This is a genomic window from Aeromonas sp. s13, from assembly GCF_040907905.1.
GTDB classification, from domain to species: domain Bacteria; phylum Pseudomonadota; class Gammaproteobacteria; order Enterobacterales; family Aeromonadaceae; genus Aeromonas; species Aeromonas veronii.
In genome coordinates this window covers 1-17,681 of the sequence record NZ_JBFOCS010000065.1, presented here as the reverse complement: position 1 = coordinate 17,681, position 17,681 = coordinate 1, and the positions used below count along the sequence as shown (strand labels likewise).

The 17,681-nt window shown below is 59.7% G+C and carries 17 protein-coding genes; 6 read left to right on the top strand and 11 right to left on the bottom strand.

What is annotated here, in order from left to right; genetic code table 11:
• The first annotated feature begins 81 nt into the window (after window positions 1-81).
• On the top strand, window positions 82-1,053 hold the full coding sequence (gene ispB / locus AB5Y82_RS11515) for an octaprenyl diphosphate synthase (RefSeq protein WP_111900704.1): 972 nt from the start codon (window positions 82-84) through the stop codon (window positions 1,051-1,053).
• A gap of 81 nt (window positions 1,054-1,134) precedes the next feature.
• Here ispB and AB5Y82_RS11510 read toward each other — a convergent pair whose 3' ends face one another.
• The 10 genes from AB5Y82_RS11510 to AB5Y82_RS11465 all read right to left on the bottom strand — a co-directional run bounded on the left by AB5Y82_RS11510 (window position 1,135) and on the right by AB5Y82_RS11465 (window position 11,941).
• Window positions 1,135-1,323, bottom strand: a complete 189-nt coding sequence (locus AB5Y82_RS11510) for a DUF2065 family protein (protein ID WP_111900703.1) — start codon at window positions 1,321-1,323, stop codon at window positions 1,135-1,137.
• A 103-nt stretch (window positions 1,324-1,426) separates the two neighbouring features.
• The gene (gene hflC / locus AB5Y82_RS11505) at window positions 1,427-2,311 is read right to left on the bottom strand and encodes a protease modulator HflC (RefSeq protein ID WP_005339038.1); all 885 of its coding nucleotides are present in this window, start codon (window positions 2,309-2,311) and stop codon (window positions 1,427-1,429) included.
• A gap of 3 nt (window positions 2,312-2,314) precedes the next feature.
• Window positions 2,315-3,466 carry an FtsH protease activity modulator HflK gene (gene hflK / locus AB5Y82_RS11500; protein ID WP_005339041.1) on the bottom strand — a complete coding sequence of 384 codons (1,152 nt, stop codon included), beginning with the start codon at window positions 3,464-3,466 and terminating at the stop codon, window positions 2,315-2,317.
• Between the two features lie 91 nt (window positions 3,467-3,557).
• Window positions 3,558-4,844, bottom strand: a complete 1,287-nt coding sequence (hflX, locus tag AB5Y82_RS11495; RefSeq protein ID WP_005339043.1) for a ribosome rescue GTPase HflX — start codon at window positions 4,842-4,844, stop codon at window positions 3,558-3,560.
• Window positions 4,845-4,907: 63 nt separating this feature from the next.
• Window positions 4,908-5,171 carry an RNA chaperone Hfq gene (gene hfq, locus AB5Y82_RS11490; RefSeq protein WP_005339045.1) on the bottom strand — a complete coding sequence of 88 codons (264 nt, stop codon included), beginning with the start codon at window positions 5,169-5,171 and terminating at the stop codon, window positions 4,908-4,910.
• 72 nt (window positions 5,172-5,243) lie between these two features.
• Window positions 5,244-6,173, bottom strand: a complete 930-nt coding sequence (gene miaA, locus AB5Y82_RS11485; RefSeq protein WP_162632567.1) for a tRNA (adenosine(37)-N6)-dimethylallyltransferase MiaA — start codon at window positions 6,171-6,173, stop codon at window positions 5,244-5,246.
• The gene (mutL, locus tag AB5Y82_RS11480; protein WP_111900719.1) at window positions 6,163-8,034 is read right to left on the bottom strand and encodes a DNA mismatch repair endonuclease MutL; all 1,872 of its coding nucleotides are present in this window, start codon (window positions 8,032-8,034) and stop codon (window positions 6,163-6,165) included. The genes miaA and mutL overlap by 11 nt, the downstream gene beginning before the upstream one ends.
• 199 nt (window positions 8,035-8,233) lie before the next feature.
• Window positions 8,234-9,922, bottom strand: a complete 1,689-nt coding sequence (locus tag AB5Y82_RS11475) for an N-acetylmuramoyl-L-alanine amidase (protein ID WP_236758014.1) — start codon at window positions 9,920-9,922, stop codon at window positions 8,234-8,236.
• Between the two features lie 23 nt (window positions 9,923-9,945).
• Entirely contained in the window at window positions 9,946-10,419 is a 474-nt protein-coding gene (gene tsaE, locus AB5Y82_RS11470; protein ID WP_005339056.1) for a tRNA (adenosine(37)-N6)-threonylcarbamoyltransferase complex ATPase subunit type 1 TsaE, read from the bottom strand.
• Window positions 10,420-10,429: 10 nt separating this feature from the next.
• Window positions 10,430-11,941 (bottom strand): NAD(P)H-hydrate dehydratase, encoded by a 1,512-nt coding sequence (locus AB5Y82_RS11465; RefSeq protein ID WP_368173968.1) that lies wholly within the window; start codon window positions 11,939-11,941, stop codon window positions 10,430-10,432.
• 60 nt (window positions 11,942-12,001) lie between these two features.
• Here AB5Y82_RS11465 and queG point away from each other — a divergent pair, with 60 nt between their 5' ends.
• Both queG and ppgK read left to right on the top strand, forming a co-directional pair.
• Entirely contained in the window at window positions 12,002-13,156 is a 1,155-nt protein-coding gene (gene queG, locus AB5Y82_RS11460; RefSeq protein WP_111900699.1) for a tRNA epoxyqueuosine(34) reductase QueG, read from the top strand.
• A gap of 111 nt (window positions 13,157-13,267) precedes the next feature.
• Window positions 13,268-14,008, top strand: coding sequence for a polyphosphate--glucose phosphotransferase (gene ppgK, locus AB5Y82_RS11455; RefSeq protein WP_111900698.1), 741 nt, complete (start codon window positions 13,268-13,270; stop codon window positions 14,006-14,008).
• A gap of 105 nt (window positions 14,009-14,113) precedes the next feature.
• Here ppgK and AB5Y82_RS11450 read toward each other — a convergent pair whose 3' ends face one another.
• Window positions 14,114-14,569: a hypothetical protein gene (locus AB5Y82_RS11450; RefSeq protein ID WP_150998138.1), complete on the bottom strand. Its 456-nt coding sequence runs from the start codon at window positions 14,567-14,569 to the stop codon at window positions 14,114-14,116.
• Between the two features lie 505 nt (window positions 14,570-15,074).
• Here AB5Y82_RS11450 and metN point away from each other — a divergent pair.
• From metN to metQ, 3 genes are read left to right on the top strand one after another with little or no spacing between them, the layout of a single operon-like run.
• Window positions 15,075-16,118, top strand: a complete 1,044-nt coding sequence (gene metN, locus AB5Y82_RS11445; RefSeq protein WP_005339067.1) for a methionine ABC transporter ATP-binding protein MetN — start codon at window positions 15,075-15,077, stop codon at window positions 16,116-16,118.
• Complete coding sequence (locus AB5Y82_RS11440; protein ID WP_005339070.1) at window positions 16,099-16,752, top strand: methionine ABC transporter permease; 654 nt, start codon at window positions 16,099-16,101, stop codon at window positions 16,750-16,752. The genes metN and AB5Y82_RS11440 overlap by 20 nt, the downstream gene beginning before the upstream one ends.
• A gap of 25 nt (window positions 16,753-16,777) precedes the next feature.
• Entirely contained in the window at window positions 16,778-17,578 is an 801-nt protein-coding gene (gene metQ, locus AB5Y82_RS11435; RefSeq protein ID WP_005339072.1) for a methionine ABC transporter substrate-binding lipoprotein MetQ, read from the top strand.
• Window positions 17,579-17,681: the final 103 nt, after the last annotated feature.

Here is a 17,681-nt window from a genome sequence, read left to right as displayed (position 1 = left end):
ACTGTAACCCATTGTGAAATCGTGTAGAATCCCTGCCATTACTAAAATCGCAGTTATTGCTGCTGTCACGTTACGAGACTTATGGACCAACAGACTATCCGTGCGCTCTGTGCCGCCGACATGACGGCGGTCAATGAACTGATCCTGGCCCGACTCCAGTCCGACGTTAGTCTGATTAATCAGCTGGGTTTCTACATTGTCAGCGCCGGCGGGAAACGGATGCGCCCCATGCTGACCGTGATGGCTGCGCGTGCGCTGGGCTATGAGGGTGAGGATCACCTGAAACTGGCCGCCATCATCGAATTCATTCACACCTCTACCCTGCTCCATGACGACGTAGTCGACGAATCCGACCTGCGCCGTGGCAGGGAGACCGCCAACGCCATGTTTGGCAATGCCGCCAGCGTGCTGGTCGGTGACTACCTCTATAGCCGCTCCTTCCAGATGATGGCCGAACTCTCCAACCTGCGGGTGATGGAGATCCTCTCGGATGCCACCAACACCATCGCCGAAGGGGAAGTGTTGCAGCTGATGAACTGCAACGATCCGGACACCACCGAAGAGAGCTACATGACGGTCATCTACTGCAAGACCGCCAAGCTGTTCGAGGCCGCTACCCGACTCGCCGCCGTGCTGACCCATCAGCCGGAGCCCGTCGAACAGGCCATGACCGATTACGGCAAGTATCTGGGCACCGCGTTCCAGATCATCGATGACGTGATGGACTACTGCTCCCAGAGCGAAGAGATGGGCAAGAACGTCGGCGACGATCTGGCCGAAGGCAAACCGACCCTGCCGCTGCTGCGCGCCATGGAAGTGGGTACGCCGGAAGAGCGCCAGCTGGTACGCGATGCCATCGAGCACCGCAACGGCATGGCGCATCTTGAGCAGATCCTTGGCATTCTCGACCGCACTGGCGCGCTGGAGTACTCCCGCATGCGTGCCAGGAAAGAGGCCGACAAGGCCATTGCCGCCCTCGCCATCCTGCCGGACTCCCCGCACAAACAGGCGCTGGAAACACTGGCCCACATGGCCGTGCAGCGCAGTGCCTGAGTAAACGACATGCATGAAAAAAGAGGCCTTCGGCCTCTTTTTTATTGTCTGCTATCTGCTGAACAGTGCATTGCGCCAGACTCAGCGACTCAACATCCAGAGGATCACGCTACCCGCCACCACTAGCGAGCCGCCGATACGGCGCAACTGCTCCGCTGGCTGATCGCTCAGCAGCCGCAACATCTGCTGCCATGCCCTTGGCATCAACAGCGGGCCGAGTCCCTCGAACAACAGCAGCAATCCCAACCCCATCAGCATGGATGTCAGCATCCGACCTCCTCAATGCAACCAGCCCCCGGGTCGACGGCTGGCGTTGGCGTCAAAAACAAAAGGGTCTGACAATGCAGACCCTTTGAATGTGACCTCGTGGCGATTACTGCTTGGTGCCGTGAGGAGACTTGAGGTAACGGAAGAACTCGCTGTCCGGCTTCAACACCATCAGGTCGTTGCCACCGGCAAAGCTCTTGCGATAGGCCTCCATGCTACGCACGAAGCTGAAAAACTCGGGGTCTTTCTTGTAGCTGTCGGCATAGATCTTGGCGGCTTCCGCATCCCCTTCACCGCGCAGCTGGCGAGCGTTACTCTCGGCGTCGGCGATCATGACGGTTACCTTGCGGTCGATATCGGCACGCAGGATTTCAGCCTTCTCGCGACCCTGAGAGCGGTGCTCACGGGCGACTGCGGTACGCTCGGCGCGCATCCGCTGGTAGATGGAGTTGGAGACTTCCACCGGCAGGTTGATCTGCTTGATCCGCACATCCACCACCTTGATGCCGAGCTCGGAGGAGCGCGCCATCTTCTTCAGGGCATCTTCCATCACGGTACTACGCTCACCGGAGACGATGTCCTTGATGGTGCGGTTACCGATCTCGGAACGCAGACCGTTGTTGATCTTGCGCTTGAGCAGATCTTCAGCCTGCAGTTTGTTGCCACCACCGGTTGCCAGGTAGTACTTGGAGAAGTCCTCGATCTTCCACTTCACGTAGGAGTCGATGATCAGGTCTTTCTTCTCGGAGGTGACAAAACGGTCGGCCTGGCTGTCAATGGTCTGGATGCGGGCATCCATCTTGCGAACCTGGTCGATGAGCGGCACCTTGAAGTGCAGGCCCGGCTCATAGAGGCGGGGTTCACCGGAGTCAACCCGCTTCACCTTGCCAAACTGCACCACAATCCCCTTCTGACCTTCATCAACGATAAAGACAGAGGAGAAGCAGACCATGGCCGCGACAGCGATTGCACCAATAGCTAGCTTTTTCATCTATCAGTTTCTCCCAGAGCTGAAGCGGTCACCGCTACGCAGCGGCATTGTCGGGGTAGAGTTGGCACCCTCGTTGGAAACGGGGACCTGCTCTGTGACCGGGGCGACAGTGGCACGATCAGACTGGGCAGCCTTCGGCTTGCCAGACAGCTTGTCGAGCGGCAGGTAGATCATGCTGTTGTTGCCCGCCGGCATGTCGACCACCACCTTGTTGGCCTGCTGATAGAGCTCTTCCATGGTTTCCAGATAGATACGCTCACGAGTCAGCTCGGGGGCAGCCAGATACTGGGGCAGCAGCTCGTTGAAGCGAGCAACTTCACCTTGGGCTTTCAACACGATCTGGGATTTGTAAGCTTCCGCTTCCTGCTCCAGACGCTTCACCTGGCCACGGGCCTTGGGCTCCACTTCACGAGCATAGGCTTCTGCTTCACGAATGAAGCGCTGTTCATCTTCCTGAGCGGAGATGGCGTCATCAAACGCGTCTTTCACCTCTTCCGGCGGACGCGCCGGCAGGAAGTTGACATCGACGATCTGCAGACCCATCTGGTAGGGCTCGATGATGCCATCGATCACCTGCCAGGTCTCCTGACGCACCTTCTCACGACCGGTAGTCAGCACGTCATCCATCCGGGTATGACCCACCACGTAGCGCAGGGCGCTATCGGTGGCCTGACCCAGACTCTCGTCGGCATTGGTCACACTGAACAGATACTGCTCGGGATTGACCACGCGGTACTGCACGTCCATCTCGACTCGTACCACGTTCTCATCCTGAGTCAGCATGAAACCGGAGGCAGGCAGGGAGCGCACGGACTCGACGTCCACCGGGATCACCTGATCGATAAAGGTCGGCTTCCAGCGCAGGCCCGGCTCGACAATATGGGAAAACTTGCCAAACCGCAGCACGGCACCACGCTCCGCTTCGCGGATGGTGTAGAAGCCGCTGACGACCCACACCACCACAGCGACAACCAGCGCGATGGAGATACCAAAGCGACCTACATCGCCGCCAGATTTGCCGCCACCAAACAAGCCACCGAAACGGCGACTCACTTTGCGCAGCATTTCATCCAGATCAGGGGGTCCCTGATTCTTGCCGTTATTCCCCCAAGGGTCACGGTCTTTGCCGTTGTTACCAGGCTCATTCCAAGCCATCAGCGTCTCCATTAATACATGCGGATGGATATCATCTCTACCGGGCCGTCATACGTTGAGAAGCCCCTAAGGGTTCACCTTCATCAACGAATCAATGCCTGATAAAGCGTTGTAAACTCTCACCTTCCTGTTTCACGAGGCGGTTCCAGTCGGCCACTTGCAAGCGGACTTCCAGCACGAAATCCCCCTCCTCGCTAAAACCTTCCTGCTCAATCCCTTTCAGCTGATAGAGCGCACTGCGCAATCTCGCGGCAGAAGGAGGCAACTGCAGGGTGTGATGCACCATGGAGCCAGCCAGCAATTCGGTCAGCGCCGTAAACAGATGCTCACAACCTTCACCGGTCTGGGCCGACAACCAGACGCGCAACGGGCGCCCCTCGTCATCTCGCTCCAGACCTGCCGGACGATCCGCCAGCTTGTCGATCTTGTTGCAGATCATCAGCTGGGGCCTGTCATCGGCTTCAATCTCGGCCAATACCTGCTGCACGGAGTCGATATTCTCCTGCATCTGCTCATCGGCACAGTCCACCACATGCAGCAGCAAATCCGCTTCACGGGTCTCCTGCAGGGTTGCCTTGAAGGCCGCGACCAGATCATGGGGCAAGTGTCGAATAAATCCAACTGTATCCGCCAAAATCACATCACCCACATCCCGGATCACCAGTTTACGCAGGGTGGGATCCAGAGTTGCGAACAATTGGTCGGCAGCATACACGCTGGCAGCTGTAAGTTGGTTGAACAAAGTGGACTTTCCGGCGTTGGTATAACCAACCAGTGACACCGTCGGCACTTCGTTGCGGTTGCGGGCACGGCGTCCCTGCTCCCGCTGCTTGGCCACCTTGTCGAGCCGACGCAAAATCGCCTTGATGCGTTCCCGCAGCAGACGTCGGTCAGTTTCAAGCTGGGTTTCACCCGGGCCACGCAGACCGATCCCGCCCTTTTGACGCTCAAGGTGGGTCCAGCCTCGCACCAGACGAGTGGAAAGATGGCGCAACTGGGCCAGTTCGACCTGCAGTTTACCTTCGTGGGTACGGGCGCGCTGGGCAAAGATATCGAGGATCAGGCCGGTTCGATCCACCACCCGGCACTGGAACAGACGCTCCAGGTTGCGTTCCTGGGCAGGGGTCAGGGCATGGTTGAAGATGACGACGTCGGCATCCAACATCTGGACTTGGGACGCGATCTCTTCAGCCTTGCCACTGCCGACAAAAAATTTGGCACTGGGCGCACTGCGACTGGTGGTAATTACCCCCAGCGCATTGACTCCGGCCGAGCTCACCAACATCTTGAGCTCTTCCAGATCCTCCCGCTCACCCTCATCACTGAAGTTGACATGCACCAGAACGGCCTGTTCGCCAGCTTCATAACGGTCAAACAAGCGCTTGCTCCTTAACAGGAATCATGATGAATCTGAGTTGGCGAGTTGACTCGCCCAGGGATATCACGCCTCGGCATCACCCTGTTCATCAGCCGCGCCACCCGGAGTGGGCTGGTGATGATTGACGGCACGGGCCGGTACGACAGTCGAGATGGCGTGCTTGTAAACCATCTGGCTCACGGTGTTTTTCAGCAGGATAACAAACTGGTCAAAAGACTCGATCTGACCTTGCAGTTTGATGCCGTTCACCAAATAGATAGAAACAGGAATCCGCTCACGGCGCAGCGCATTCAAAAACGGGTCTTGGAGAGATTGCCCCTTAGCCATTTTTCTTTTCCTTATAGTTTGTTGTTTTTAAACACCGAATATCAATATAACAACCTGATTATACAGGGAGTGTCAAGCCGCACCAGCGCGAGCAAGCACGCGGTCGAGATTGCCAGACTCACCAGATTCCAACCAGGTCACGTCGGGCCAGCCGCGCAACCAAGTCATCTGTCGTTTTGCCAATTGGCGTGTGGCAACAATGCCACGATAACGCATCTCATCATACCCCACTTCACCGCACAGGTAGTCCCACATTTGGCGATAACCCACACAGCGAATGGAGGGGAGATCCGGGTGCAGATCGCCGCGCGCCATCAGCGCACGAACCTCCTGTTCAAAGCCGCCTTGCAGCATCTTGTCAAAGCGCAGTTCGATCCGCTGATGCAGCACGGCGCGATCGCTCGGGGCGATGGCAAACTGCAGCACCCGATAGGGCAAGCCCTCCCCCTGCACCTGCGTCAGCTCGGTAAGTGTCTTGCCGCTGATGCGGTAGACCTCCAGCGCCCGGGAGAGTCGCTGCGGGTCATTGGGGTGAATTCGCGCCCCGGCCACCGGGTCAATGCGCACCAGCTCGTCGTGCAGCGCCTGCCAACCGAGGCGGGCAGCCTCTTCCTCAATCACGGCACGAATGGCGGGATCGGCGGAGGGCAGCGGGGACAATCCCTCCAGCAACGCCTTGAAATAGAGCATGGTGCCGCCTACCAGCAGCGGAATGCGGCCGCGATCGGCGATCTCTTTCATCTCCCGCAGGGCATCCCTGCAAAAATCGGCCGCCGAATAGCTCACAGCAGGATCAAGAATATCGATCAGCCGGTGCGGGGCCCGCGCCAGCTCATCGGCAGTCGGCTTGGCCGTACCTATATCCATGCCGCGATAGATCAGCGCCGAATCGACGCTGATGATGTCGCAGGGCAGCGCCTGGCACAGTTCAATGGCGAGATCCGTCTTGCCGGAGGCCGTCGGCCCCATCAGAAAAATTGCGGTCGGCAAGTCACTCGCCATGTTCAAACTCCTCCAGCACGGTCGCCAGCGAAAGGGGGCGCACCATGCGAATGTCTGCCAGTTGGTCACTGAAATCGGTCACAAGTTCCGTCAGCAGACGACTGGCAGTTGAAAAATCGTATATCTTCTCGCGGCTTATCCCCTGCTCCACCAGCCATTGGCATAATACTTCAGCCTGCTGACCAGCATCACTGTCAGATCCGCCCTCGATAATTTGCAGCAATTCGGGTAACAGACGAACCAGATCGGTCTGGCGCAGCAGAGCCGGTACCCGAGTCAGGATCATGGTGTCGCGCCCCCCGCTTTTCAACTCCAGTCCCATCCGTTTCAGCAAACGCTCCTGCTCGGTCACCAGCGCGATCAAATTCTTCGGCAATTTGAAGGAGACCGGCAGCAACAGTGGCTGGGCCGCCAGCCCCTGACCCCAGGTCTCCAGCAACCAGTGGCGTAGCAGCACCCGCTCGGCGCGTACCAGCGAGAGCAGGGCCAGCTGATTATCCCGCTCGATCAACAGGTAGGCCTGCTCCACCAGTGTCAGGGCGCGACATCCCCCCTGTTTGGGTGACGGCACCGTGTCGGTGGACTGTGCGGGAGCAGCCTCAGTCGCAGTTGCGATAGGCAGCGTAGTGAGCAGAGCGCCCATGCCGTGCATCGCCTCCCGGCTTGGGGGCTCGGGCGGTTGATAATTGCTGGCTCGGCCAGCCCCACTGCCCCCCTCCCGCACCTGTGCAGGTGCCCGGTAGCTGTGCTCGGCACCGTACCATTCGGGACGTGGCGCCTGACCGGGATATTCAATCTGCGGACTGACCGGCAACTCGACCAGAGTTTCGGCCAGCGGAGTGTCCTGATGAGCGGTGCTCCCCCCTTCGCGGCGCAGCGCGGTAAACAGCGCCTGAAAGATAAAGTCGTGGATCAGCCGCGCCTGATGGAAGCGCACCTCATGCTTGGCCGGGTGGACGTTGACATCTACCTGACGGGGATCCAGCTCGATATAGAGCACATAAGCGGCGAAGCGATCGGGAGGCAGCAGCTCGTCATAGGCCTGACGAATGGCGTGGTTGATGAGCTTGTCGCGCATCATCCGGCCGTTGACATAGGTGTATTGCAGATCGTTTTGCGGTCTTGCCCCCTCCGGAGTCGCCAACCAGCCCCACAACCGCACGTCGCTGTGCTCGCTCTCCACCGCCAGCGCATGGTGCATGAAGGGGGTGCCGCAAACGGCGGCGAGGCGACGCTCCTGCTCCGGCACGGTATTGGCGGCCTTGTACTGGCGCACCACCTTGCCATTGTGGCGCAGGATCAGGGTGGCATCGAAGCGGGAGAGCGCGATGCGGCGCACCAGCTCGTCGATATGGGCAAACTCGGTCTTTTCACTGCGCATGAACTTGCGCCGCGCGGGGGTATTGAAGAAGAGATCCACCACCTCCACCGTGGTGCCCACCGGATGGGCCGCCGGCTTGATGGTGACGCTCATCTCCCGCCCTTCCGCCTGGGCTTGCCAGGCTTCGGACTGCTCGGCGGTACGGGAGGTGAAGGTGAGACGGGAGACCGAGCTGATGGAGGCGAGCGCTTCACCGCGAAAACCGAGGCTGTTGATCCCTTCCAGATCGTCCAGCGTGGCCACCTTGGAGGTTGCATGACGCGACAGCGCCAGTACCAGCTCATCTTTGGCGACACCGCAGCCGTTGTCACGGATGCGGATCAGCTTGGCGCCCCCCTTGTCGATGTCGATCTCGACCCGGTCGGCCCCCGCATCCAGGCTGTTCTCCACCAGCTCTTTCACCACAGAAGAGGGCCGCTCCACCACCTCTCCGGCTGCAATCTGGTTGGCCAGAATGGGTGGCAAAATACGGATCGGCATCATTTACTCCTGAATTTCTATCTTGCGGATGGTCAGTCTCTTAAGGCTCCAGGAGGGCCGCTCCACCACCTCTCCACCAACCGGAATCTGGTTGGCAAGGATAGGGGGCAATATACGGATCGGCATCATTTACTCCTGAATTTCAATCTTGCTGATGGTATTCGCTAACAACGGGAGCGGCATCACCCGCTCCCGCGCGTCAGTTTTGCGGAATGTAGAGCACCTGCCCTACCTGAATATTCCGCGACTTGAGCTTGTTGATCTCTACCAGCCGAGCCTGACTCACCCCATGTTTCTCGGCAAGGCGGGAGAGACTCTCACCCCGCTTGACCACATGGCGGAGCATCTGCGACTTGTCGTCACTGCGAACGGGAGCAGCAGCGCGGCTCTGCACTTGCTGGGGAATATAGATTGTTTGACCAATCTGAATATCCCGGCTGCGCAGCTGGTTGATCTCCACCAGAGTGGACTGACTCACCCCATGCTTCTCGGCAAGTCGAGAGAGGCTCTCGCCCCGTTTGACCACATGGCGGAGCATCCGCGATTTGTCATAGTCGCCCACACTGCTGACCGGCGCACCGCTCTCTTGCGCAGCCGCCGAGTAAGGCTTGATCACCCCGACTCCGGAGCCGCTCCCAGCACCGCCGTCGCGGGCGGTGGCGGGCATCTTGTTGGTCACCACCGGCTGCGACTGTGCCTGCCTGGGCTGGCTCACCGGCTGCCGGGCTACCGGTGCAGGGCGAGTAGCAGCAGGTTGGCTCACCTGCCCCTTGCCGGTCAGCATGGCCCCCTTGGTCGGGTGGGCGCGGTAGTAGTTGCGGATCCCCTCGAAGATGGCGCGGGCCAGCTGGTCCTGATAGTTGGCAGTGGCCAGCAGCTTCTCTTCCGCATGGTTGGAGATAAAACCGGTCTCCACCAGCACCGAGGGAATATCCGGCGCCTTCAGCACCGCCAGACTGGCGTGTTCCGGCGCCTTCTTGTGCAGTCGGGCAACCTTGCCCATGGAGCGCAGGATCTGGCGACTGACGTCATATCCTTCAGCACGGGACTTGTCCATGGATAGGTCGAGGAAGGTCTGCGCCAGATAGGGATTGGGATCGGATTCCGCCAACACCTTACCGACACCGCCCAGCAGCTCGCCCTGCTTCTCCTGCTTCTCCAGCCAGCTGCCCATCTCGCGGTTGGCACGGTTGGTCGAGAGGACCCAGACCGAGGCGCCGCGCGGAGTGGAGTTGTGGAAGCTGTCCGCATGGACCGACACCAGCAGATCCGCCTTAGCCTTGCGGGCAATCTCGGAACGCTTGTTGAGGTCGACGAAGTAGTCGCCACGACGGGTCAGCACGGCGCGCATCCCCGGCTCGCGGTCGATCAGTGCCGCCAGCTTCTGGGAGACCGCCAGCGTCACCCGCTTCTCGTAGGTACGGCGCGGGCCGATGGAGCCTGGATCTTCCCCGCCGTGGCCCGGGTCGATGGCAATCACCACCCCTTTGCCCTTGCCACCGACAGGCGTGGATTGCACCGCTGCCGCCGAGCGCTTCTCTTCATAAGGCAGGTCGATGACCAGACGGTGGCCATAGGGCCCGGCAGGCGCCAGCGGAAAGACCACCGGTTTGATGGCGGAGCTGAGATCCATCACCAGCCGCAGACCGCCCTTCTCCAGCGGTGTGCTCTGGCGGATCTTGCGCACAAGTTCGCTGTTGTTCTCGATCCGCGCCAGATTGGCGGCGTTGCTCGCCCCTTTCAGATCGATCACCAGCCGATCCGGACCGGTGAGGGTGAAGTAGTTGTAATTGGGGGCGCTGCTCATATCGAGCACCACCCGGGTATTATCCGGTGATGGCCAGATTCGTACGCTCTTGAGCTGATTCGCCCAAGAGGGTAACGCCATCAAAGAGAGAGCAATAACAAGGATCAAGCGCACGTAGATGACAACCGTTCCAGAATGGCTTCGCCAATAGCAGTGCGAGCCTCTATCAGAACCTCGCGCTGCTCGCCTACATAAGTGAGGGTAATTTCCAGGTCGGGAGCCGGTAACCAGCCCTCGCCCTTCTCGGACCACTCCACCAGACAGAGTGTGTTGGCGGCAAAATAGTCCCGAATGCCCATGAATTCCAGCTCTTCCGGATCAGCCAGGCGATAGAGATCAAAATGGTAGACCTGCCAGCCATCGAGTTCATAGGGTTCGACCAGGGTGTAAGTCGGGCTTTTTACCTTGCCCTGATGGCCAAGGCCCTGCACCCAGCCGCGGGTCAGGGTGGTTTTACCGGCGCCAAGCGTGCCATGCAAAAACACTGTGGTCGCCTGCTGGCAAGCCTGTGCCAGACGGCCACCCAGTGCCACGGTTGCTGCCTCGTCCGGCAGTGTCATCATCAACTGTTTTGCCATGTTCTTCTTTTTAACTTGTAATGGTGTCGGGATTAACCAGTTTGCGGATCAGCGGCAGCAGATCTGACGCCAGCATGCCCCGCTCGCCGTCAGCGGCGGCCTGATCTGCGGCCTCGCCGTGGATCACGGCGCCCAGCCAGCTTGCCATGGTGGCAGACCAGCCCTGGGCCAAAAGGGCCGCGATTATACCAGATAACAGATCGCCCATGCCGCCACTTGCCATGCCGGGATTGCCTTCACAACAGAGAGCGACCCGCTCGCCGTCATAAATAAGTGTTCCCGCCCCTTTTAACAACACCACACCGCCATAACGCCGCTGCAGCGCCTGCACGGCGGCAAACCGGTCGGTTTCAATGTCGGCAATGGAGCATCCCAGCAGGCGCGCAGCTTCGCCGGGATGGGGCGTGAGCACCCAATTATCCTGATGGCGGGGAGATTGCGCCAGCCAATTCAATCCATCGGCGTCCAAAACCAGTGGCAGCCGATCGGTGAGATAACGGGCGATTTGACCCATTCCCCACTCATCCTGACCGAGGCCGGGGCCGATGACCCGCACCGACGCCCACCCCTCGTCATCTGCGGTGATAAGGCTCATCAGCTCGGGTTGATAGAGGCTGACCGGCGGGTGATCAGGATGTTGGCACACCCGCACCAGCCCGGCCCCCGCCCGCAGGCAGGCGCGGGCTGCCAGCACGATGGCCCCCTGCATGCCGCGATTGCCCCCCACCAGCAGCACCTTGCCATAAGAGCCCTTGTGGGAAGCGCGCTGGCGCGGGGTCAGTTGCGTGCTTAGCAGTGGATAATCGATACGCCAGGCGGCGGGCTGCATAGCATCATCTGGCGTGACGCCAAGGGGATCACAGTCGAGCAGGCCGACGCAATCCACCCCGTCGCCGGTGAGCATCCCTTGCTTGATACCGATAAAGGTGAGGGTGCTAGTGGCTTGCACCACAGTCCCCATGACACGGCCGGTATCGCCGTTGAGGCCGGAGGGGAGATCCACTGCCAGCACGGGCACAGCCAAGCCATTGATTGTTGCGACGATCTTTGTCAGTAGCGGCGAGAGGGGGGTGTTGACGCCGGTGCCAAGCAGGGCATCGACCACCAGATCCGGGGCTGGCTGCTGCGCCCCATCGAATTGCTCGGCCAGCCAGACCCGGCCACCGGCCGCCAGCCACTCATCGGCGGCCCGTCTGGCATCCCCCTTCAGTTGGTCGGGGGCTCTGGCGGCAATCACCACCACTTCGATGCCAATCTGGCGGGCAAGGCGAGCCAGCACATAGCCATCACCGCCGTTATTGCCGGGGCCGACGAAGATCCACCAGCAGCGACTGTCGGGCCAATGCAGGGTGGCATAGGTGCGCAGCGCGGCACCGGCTCGCTCCATCAGGGCATAGAGAGGTTGCCCCTCACGCGCGGCCCAGTTGCGCTCCAGTGTGCGGATCTGTTCAGTCTGCCACAGCCCCTGTGGTAAACTGCCCCCCTCTTTTGTGCCCAACGCGCCCCTGATGATCTCTACCATGACGGCTCCCGCCTCTTATCAATCGACCCACGCCAGCAAACTCCGGCCAGGCCAAGCCGCATGAGCGCACCTGACTTCCACCAGCTGGCCCACGATATCAAGCTCTGGGCACGGGAGCTAGGATTTGACCAGGCGGGCATCACCGACACCGATCTGCGTATCGAAGAGCCGAGATTGCAGGCCTGGCTTGATGCGGGCTATCACGGCAGCATGGATTACATGGCGCGCCACGGCATGATGCGCGCGCGCCCCCACGAGCTGCTGCCGGGCACGGTGCGGGTGTTGTCGGTGCGGATGAACTACCTGCCGTTCGAGGCGGGCTTTGCCGCCACCCTGCGCGATCCGACCCTCGGCTATATCAGCCGCTACGCGCTCGGCCGCGACTACCACAAGGTGCTGCGCAACCGGCTCAAACAGCTGGGTGATCGCATCGAAGCGCGCTGCGCCGAGTTGTTTCAAGGCACTGAAGAGACCTTGGGTGAGTGGCGCCCCTTCGTTGACTCCGCCCCCATCCTCGAGCGGCCGCTGGCAGCCAAGGCGGGCCTCGGCTGGGTTGGCAAACACTCACTGCTGCTCAACGAATCGGCCGGCTCCTTCTTCTTTCTCGGTGAGCTTTTGCTCAACCTGCCGCTGCCGCTCGACCAGCCAGTGGAGAAGGAGCAGTGCGGCAAGTGCGTCGCCTGCATCAACATCTGCCCGACCGGCGCCATTGTCTCCCCCTATGTGGTGGATGGCCGCCGCTGCATCTCCTATCTCACCATCGAGAATGACGGCCCTATTCCGGAAGAGTTCAGGCCCCTGATGGGCAACCGCATCTACGGCTGCGATGACTGCCAGCTTATCTGCCCCTGGAACCGCTACGCAGATGCCAGCCCGGAACCCGACTTCAGCCCGCGCCCCAGCCTGCACCGACCACCCCTGCTGGCGCTGTGGCGCTGGAGCGAGAGCGAGTTTCTCAAGCAGACCGAAGGGAGCCCGATCCGCCGCATCGGCTATCAACGCTGGCGCCGCAATCTGGCGGTCGCCCTTGGCAATGGCCCGGCCAACCCGGAAGTGATGGCAGCCCTGCAGCAAGCGCTGCCGGAAGCTGAGCCCATGGTGGCCGAACATATCGAATGGGCGCTGGCAACGCTGGCCAGACGCCAGGATGAAACGAACAAGAAAACCCGCCTGCTGATCCGTTGCATCGAAAAAGGTCTGCCGGATCACGCCTGAGTGATCTGCCCCTTGCCGGATTGCAGCAGTTTTTTCATGCTCTGCCGACCCACAAAGATCAGCACGCCATGGTTGAGCAACAATGGTCGGCACACAAAAAGGACATCACAGATGCAAATGTTGGGAGTGGATATTGGAGGCTCAGGGATCAAGGGCTGTCTGGTGGATACCAAAACCGGCGAATTGATTGGCGAGCGCCATCGCATTGCCACACCGCAACCGGCTACCCCGGCCGCCATCGCCCATACCCTCAAGGCGCTGGTCGAACATTTCGACTGGAAAGGACCGGTGGGCTGCGGCTTTCCTGCCACCATCCACAACGGGGTTGCCAAGAGTGCCGCCAACATCGACAAGAGCTGGATCGAAACCGATGCCGAGCATCTGTTTGCCGATGTCACCGGCAAGCCCTGCTATGTGCTGAATGATGCCGATGCCGCCGGTCTGGCCGAGATGCGCTTTGGTGCCGGCAAGGATCGCAAGGGGGTCATCATCCTCATCACGGTCGGCACCGGCATCGGCACCGCCATCTTCGTCAACGGCCATCTGCTGCCCAACACCGAGCTGGGCCATCTGATGCTGGAAGGAATGGTCGCCGAGCACTACTGCTCCGATGCGGCGCGCAAACGGGAAGATCTCTCCTGGAACCGCTGGGGCAAGCGCTTCAACAAGTATCTGGCCCGCCTCGAGTTTCTCTTCTCCCCCGACCTCTTCATTCTGGGGGGCGGCAGCGCAGCCAAGCTGGATAAGTTTGTCGATCGCATCGAGACCCGGGCGCCGCTTATTCCGGCGGCCAGCCTCAATCAGGCGGGCATTATCGGGGCCGCCCTCTACGCGGCCGAGCAGCAGGGCTAACCGACGCTCACTGCAAGTCAGCAGATATCCAATGGAAAGGGCCCGGTACTGCTGCCGGGCCTTTTTGTTTGGCCGTTATCTTGCGTGTTTGGCGCTTATCACCCGTTACATGTCGTCGAGTCGATGCACCCCGTGCACCAGTCGGGTCAGGCGGGTCTGCTCCAGCCCGGCCAGATTCTCGAGCAAAGCGGTGGTAGCCGGTGTCGGGCACTCCCGGGCCAGATGGCTCAGCTCGCCCACCAGCTGCTCTTCCCAGCGGCATACCTGAGTAACGATATCCTGGGTCTGGACTGATACCGGCAGCTCGAAGCGGGTAATGGCAGGCAGCATATCCTCGCTGAAACTCTGGTTCAGCCAGGTCTCCCTGACCGCCTCTCCCAGCTGAGCGGCATATTCGTGCAGATGGGCACTGGCCGCATCCTCACGCCCTTGCAGATAGACCAGCAACATCCGGCTGCGTTCGCTGTCCACCTGACTGGTCAAACGCCCGTAACAGAGTCCGAGCTGATGGTGAACCTGTTCAAGATAGTGCAGCAACTCTTTGATCTGTTGGAATCTCATCGCACTGCCCTCCATGCTTGTCGACATCATCAGTATAAAAAACCGGCGCCACCGACCCAATCCCTATCCGAGCCCCCCTTGCGCTGCATCAAGGTTGACACCGACAAAGTGGCGATCAGGTGATCCGGTCACGAATAGGGAACGATTTGTGCAGCAATTTGTGCAACGATGGAGGAGTATCAGGCTCGATAGCCGATATGGACAGAAACGGGCTGACACACTAATAAAACCAGCCTTTACCCGGCATAAACCATCTTTAATTCGGTTATCTGCCGCAGGGACGAAACAGGATCTGGCAGAGCAACACTACCATCCTGATCGTTATCCGCCTGACAGAAATCCTTATAACTTTTTTAGACGTCTAGACGTAAAAACATACATTGACATGGCCATCCAGACATCTTAGCATCATCCTCCATGATGACAGAGTAACCCAGTGGAACCTCTGCCCAATATCCCCGCCTGTAGCGCCCTGTGCTTTAAGGCTGTTAGCACGGAAGAATCCATGATTAAGTTGATCGGTCTCAACAAAGTCTACGGTACAGGCAGTGACGCCGTGCACGCCCTGCGTGATGTGAGTCTGCATGTACCCCAAGGCAAAATTTTCGGGGTGATCGGTGCCTCCGGTGCCGGCAAGAGTACCCTCATTCGTTGTGTCAACCTGCTGGAGCGCCCGACAGAGGGTCAAGTCATCGTTGATGGCCAGGATCTGGTCGCCCTGAGCGAACGGGATCTGACCCAGGCTCGCCGCCAGATCGGGATGATTTTCCAGCACTTCAACCTGCTTGCCTCCCGTACCGTGTTTGCCAACATCGCCTTTCCGCTGGAGCTGGCAGGCTGGAGCAAAGAGAAGATCCAGCAACGGGTTGCCGAGCTGCTGGCGCTGGTCGGGCTGGAAGCCCGTGCCCAGGCCTATCCGTCCGAGCTTTCCGGCGGTCAGAAACAGCGCGTCGCCATTGCCCGCGCACTGGCTCCGGCCCCCAAGGTACTGCTTTGTGACGAGGCCACCTCGGCCCTCGACCCGCAGACCACCCGCTCGATCCTGACCCTGCTCAAGGAGATTAACGTCAAGCTGGGACTCACCATCCTGCTCATCACCCACGAGATGGATGTGGTGAAGGGGATCTGTGACGAAGTGGCCATCATCAGCGACGGCCGTCTGATCGAACAGGGCGAAGTGGCCTGGTTCTTCAGCAACGCCAAGACCCAGCTGGCCCGTGACTTCATCCACTCCACCATCCATCTGGAGGTACCGCAGGAGTATCAGGATCGGATGAGCAGCGAGCGGGTGCCAGGCAGCTACCCGCTGGTGAAGCTTGGCTTTACCGGCAGCACGGTCGATACGCCGCTGATCTCCGAGGCGAGCCGCCGTTTCAATATCGACATCAGCATTCTGAGCGCAGACATCGAATACGCAGGTGGCGTCAAATTCGGTTTCCTGCTGGCCGAGCTGTTCGGGGATGAAGCCCAATGCGAGGCCACCCAGCAGTTCCTTATCGACAACCACATTCAGCTGGAGGTAATGGGTTATGTCCGAAGCCATGATTAATCTGCTCATCACGGCCCTGGGCGACACCCTGATCATGGTGTTTGCCTCCGCCCTGTTTGGCTGCCTGCTGGGTCTGCCGCTCGGCGTGGCACTGCATGTGACCAAGGCGGGCCAGATCCTGGCCAACCCCTTGCTCAACCGTACTCTGGGCATGGTGGTCAACGTGGGTCGCTCGGTGCCCTTTATCATCCTGCTGGTCGCGATTATTCCGCTGACCCGGCTGATTGTCGGCACCAGTATCGGCACCATCGCCGCCATCGTGCCGCTGACCGTCGGTTGCATCCCTTTCATTGCCCGTCTGGTGGAAGGGGCCCTGATGGAGGTGCCGGACGGCCTGCTGGAAGCGGCCAAGGCGATGGGCGCCAAGCCGCTGCAAATAATCACCAAGGTGCTGCTGCCCGAGGCTCTGCCCGGCATCCTCAACAGCGTCACTATTACCCTCGTCACTCTGGTGAACTACTCGGCCATGGCCGGGGCCATCGGTGGCGGTGGTCTGGGGGATGTGGGTATTCGTTATGGTTATCAGCGCTTTGACCCGACCGTCATGCTGGTGACCGTGGTTATCCTGGTAGTACTGGTTCAACTTATCCAGAGCGCGGGTGAGCGCCTGGTCAACAAATGTGATCATCGTTAATCGTCGATTTCTGACAGGAGGTTTTATGAAATTTGGCATCAAATCCGTTGCGGCTGCGCTGCTGGCTGGTCTGGTTCTGGCCGGTTGCGGTCAAAAAGAAGAGAGCAAGGTTCTGAAAGTGGGCGCTATTGCCGGCCCGGAGACCGAACTGGTTGAAGTGGCTGCCAAGGTAGCCAAAGAGAAATACGGTCTGACAGTCGAGGTGGTCAACTTCTCCGACTACGTCACCCCGAACGTGGCGCTGAACGATGGCAGCATCGACGTCAACGCTTTCCAGCACAAACCCTATCTGGATGCGCAGGTGCGTGATCGCGGCTTCAAGCTGGTGCCGGTTGGCAACACCTTCGTCTACCCGATTGCCGGTTACTCCAAGAAGATCAAGGCGCTGAGCGAGCTGCAAGATGGCGCTCAGATCGCGGTACCGAACGATCCGACCAACCTGGGTCGCTCCCTGATCCTGCTGGCCAAACAGGGCCTGATCACCCTGAAGGATGGCGCCGGTCTGGAAGCCACCGTGCTGGATATCGCCAGCAACCCGCGCAACTTCAAGATTGTCGAGCTGGAAGCAGCCCAACTGCCGCGCTCGCTGGAAGACGTGGACTTGGCCATCATCAACAACACCTTCGCCGGTCAGATTGGTCTGACCCCGACCGAGAACGGCCTGTTTGTTGAAGACAAAGAGTCCCCCTACGTCAACCTGATCGTCGCCCGCGACAACAACAAGGATGACGAGAAGGTCAAACAGTTCGTACAAGCTTTCCAGACCGATGATGTCTACAAGAAAGGTCTCGAGCTGTTCAAAGGCGGCCTGGTAAAAGGTTGGTAATTGCTCACTGTCTAGTCCTGAAATAGGTTTACACATTTTCAACTAGCATTTCTCTACTCAGAACCCCCTATGTACTGCATCGGGGGTTCTGTATTTCAACGCA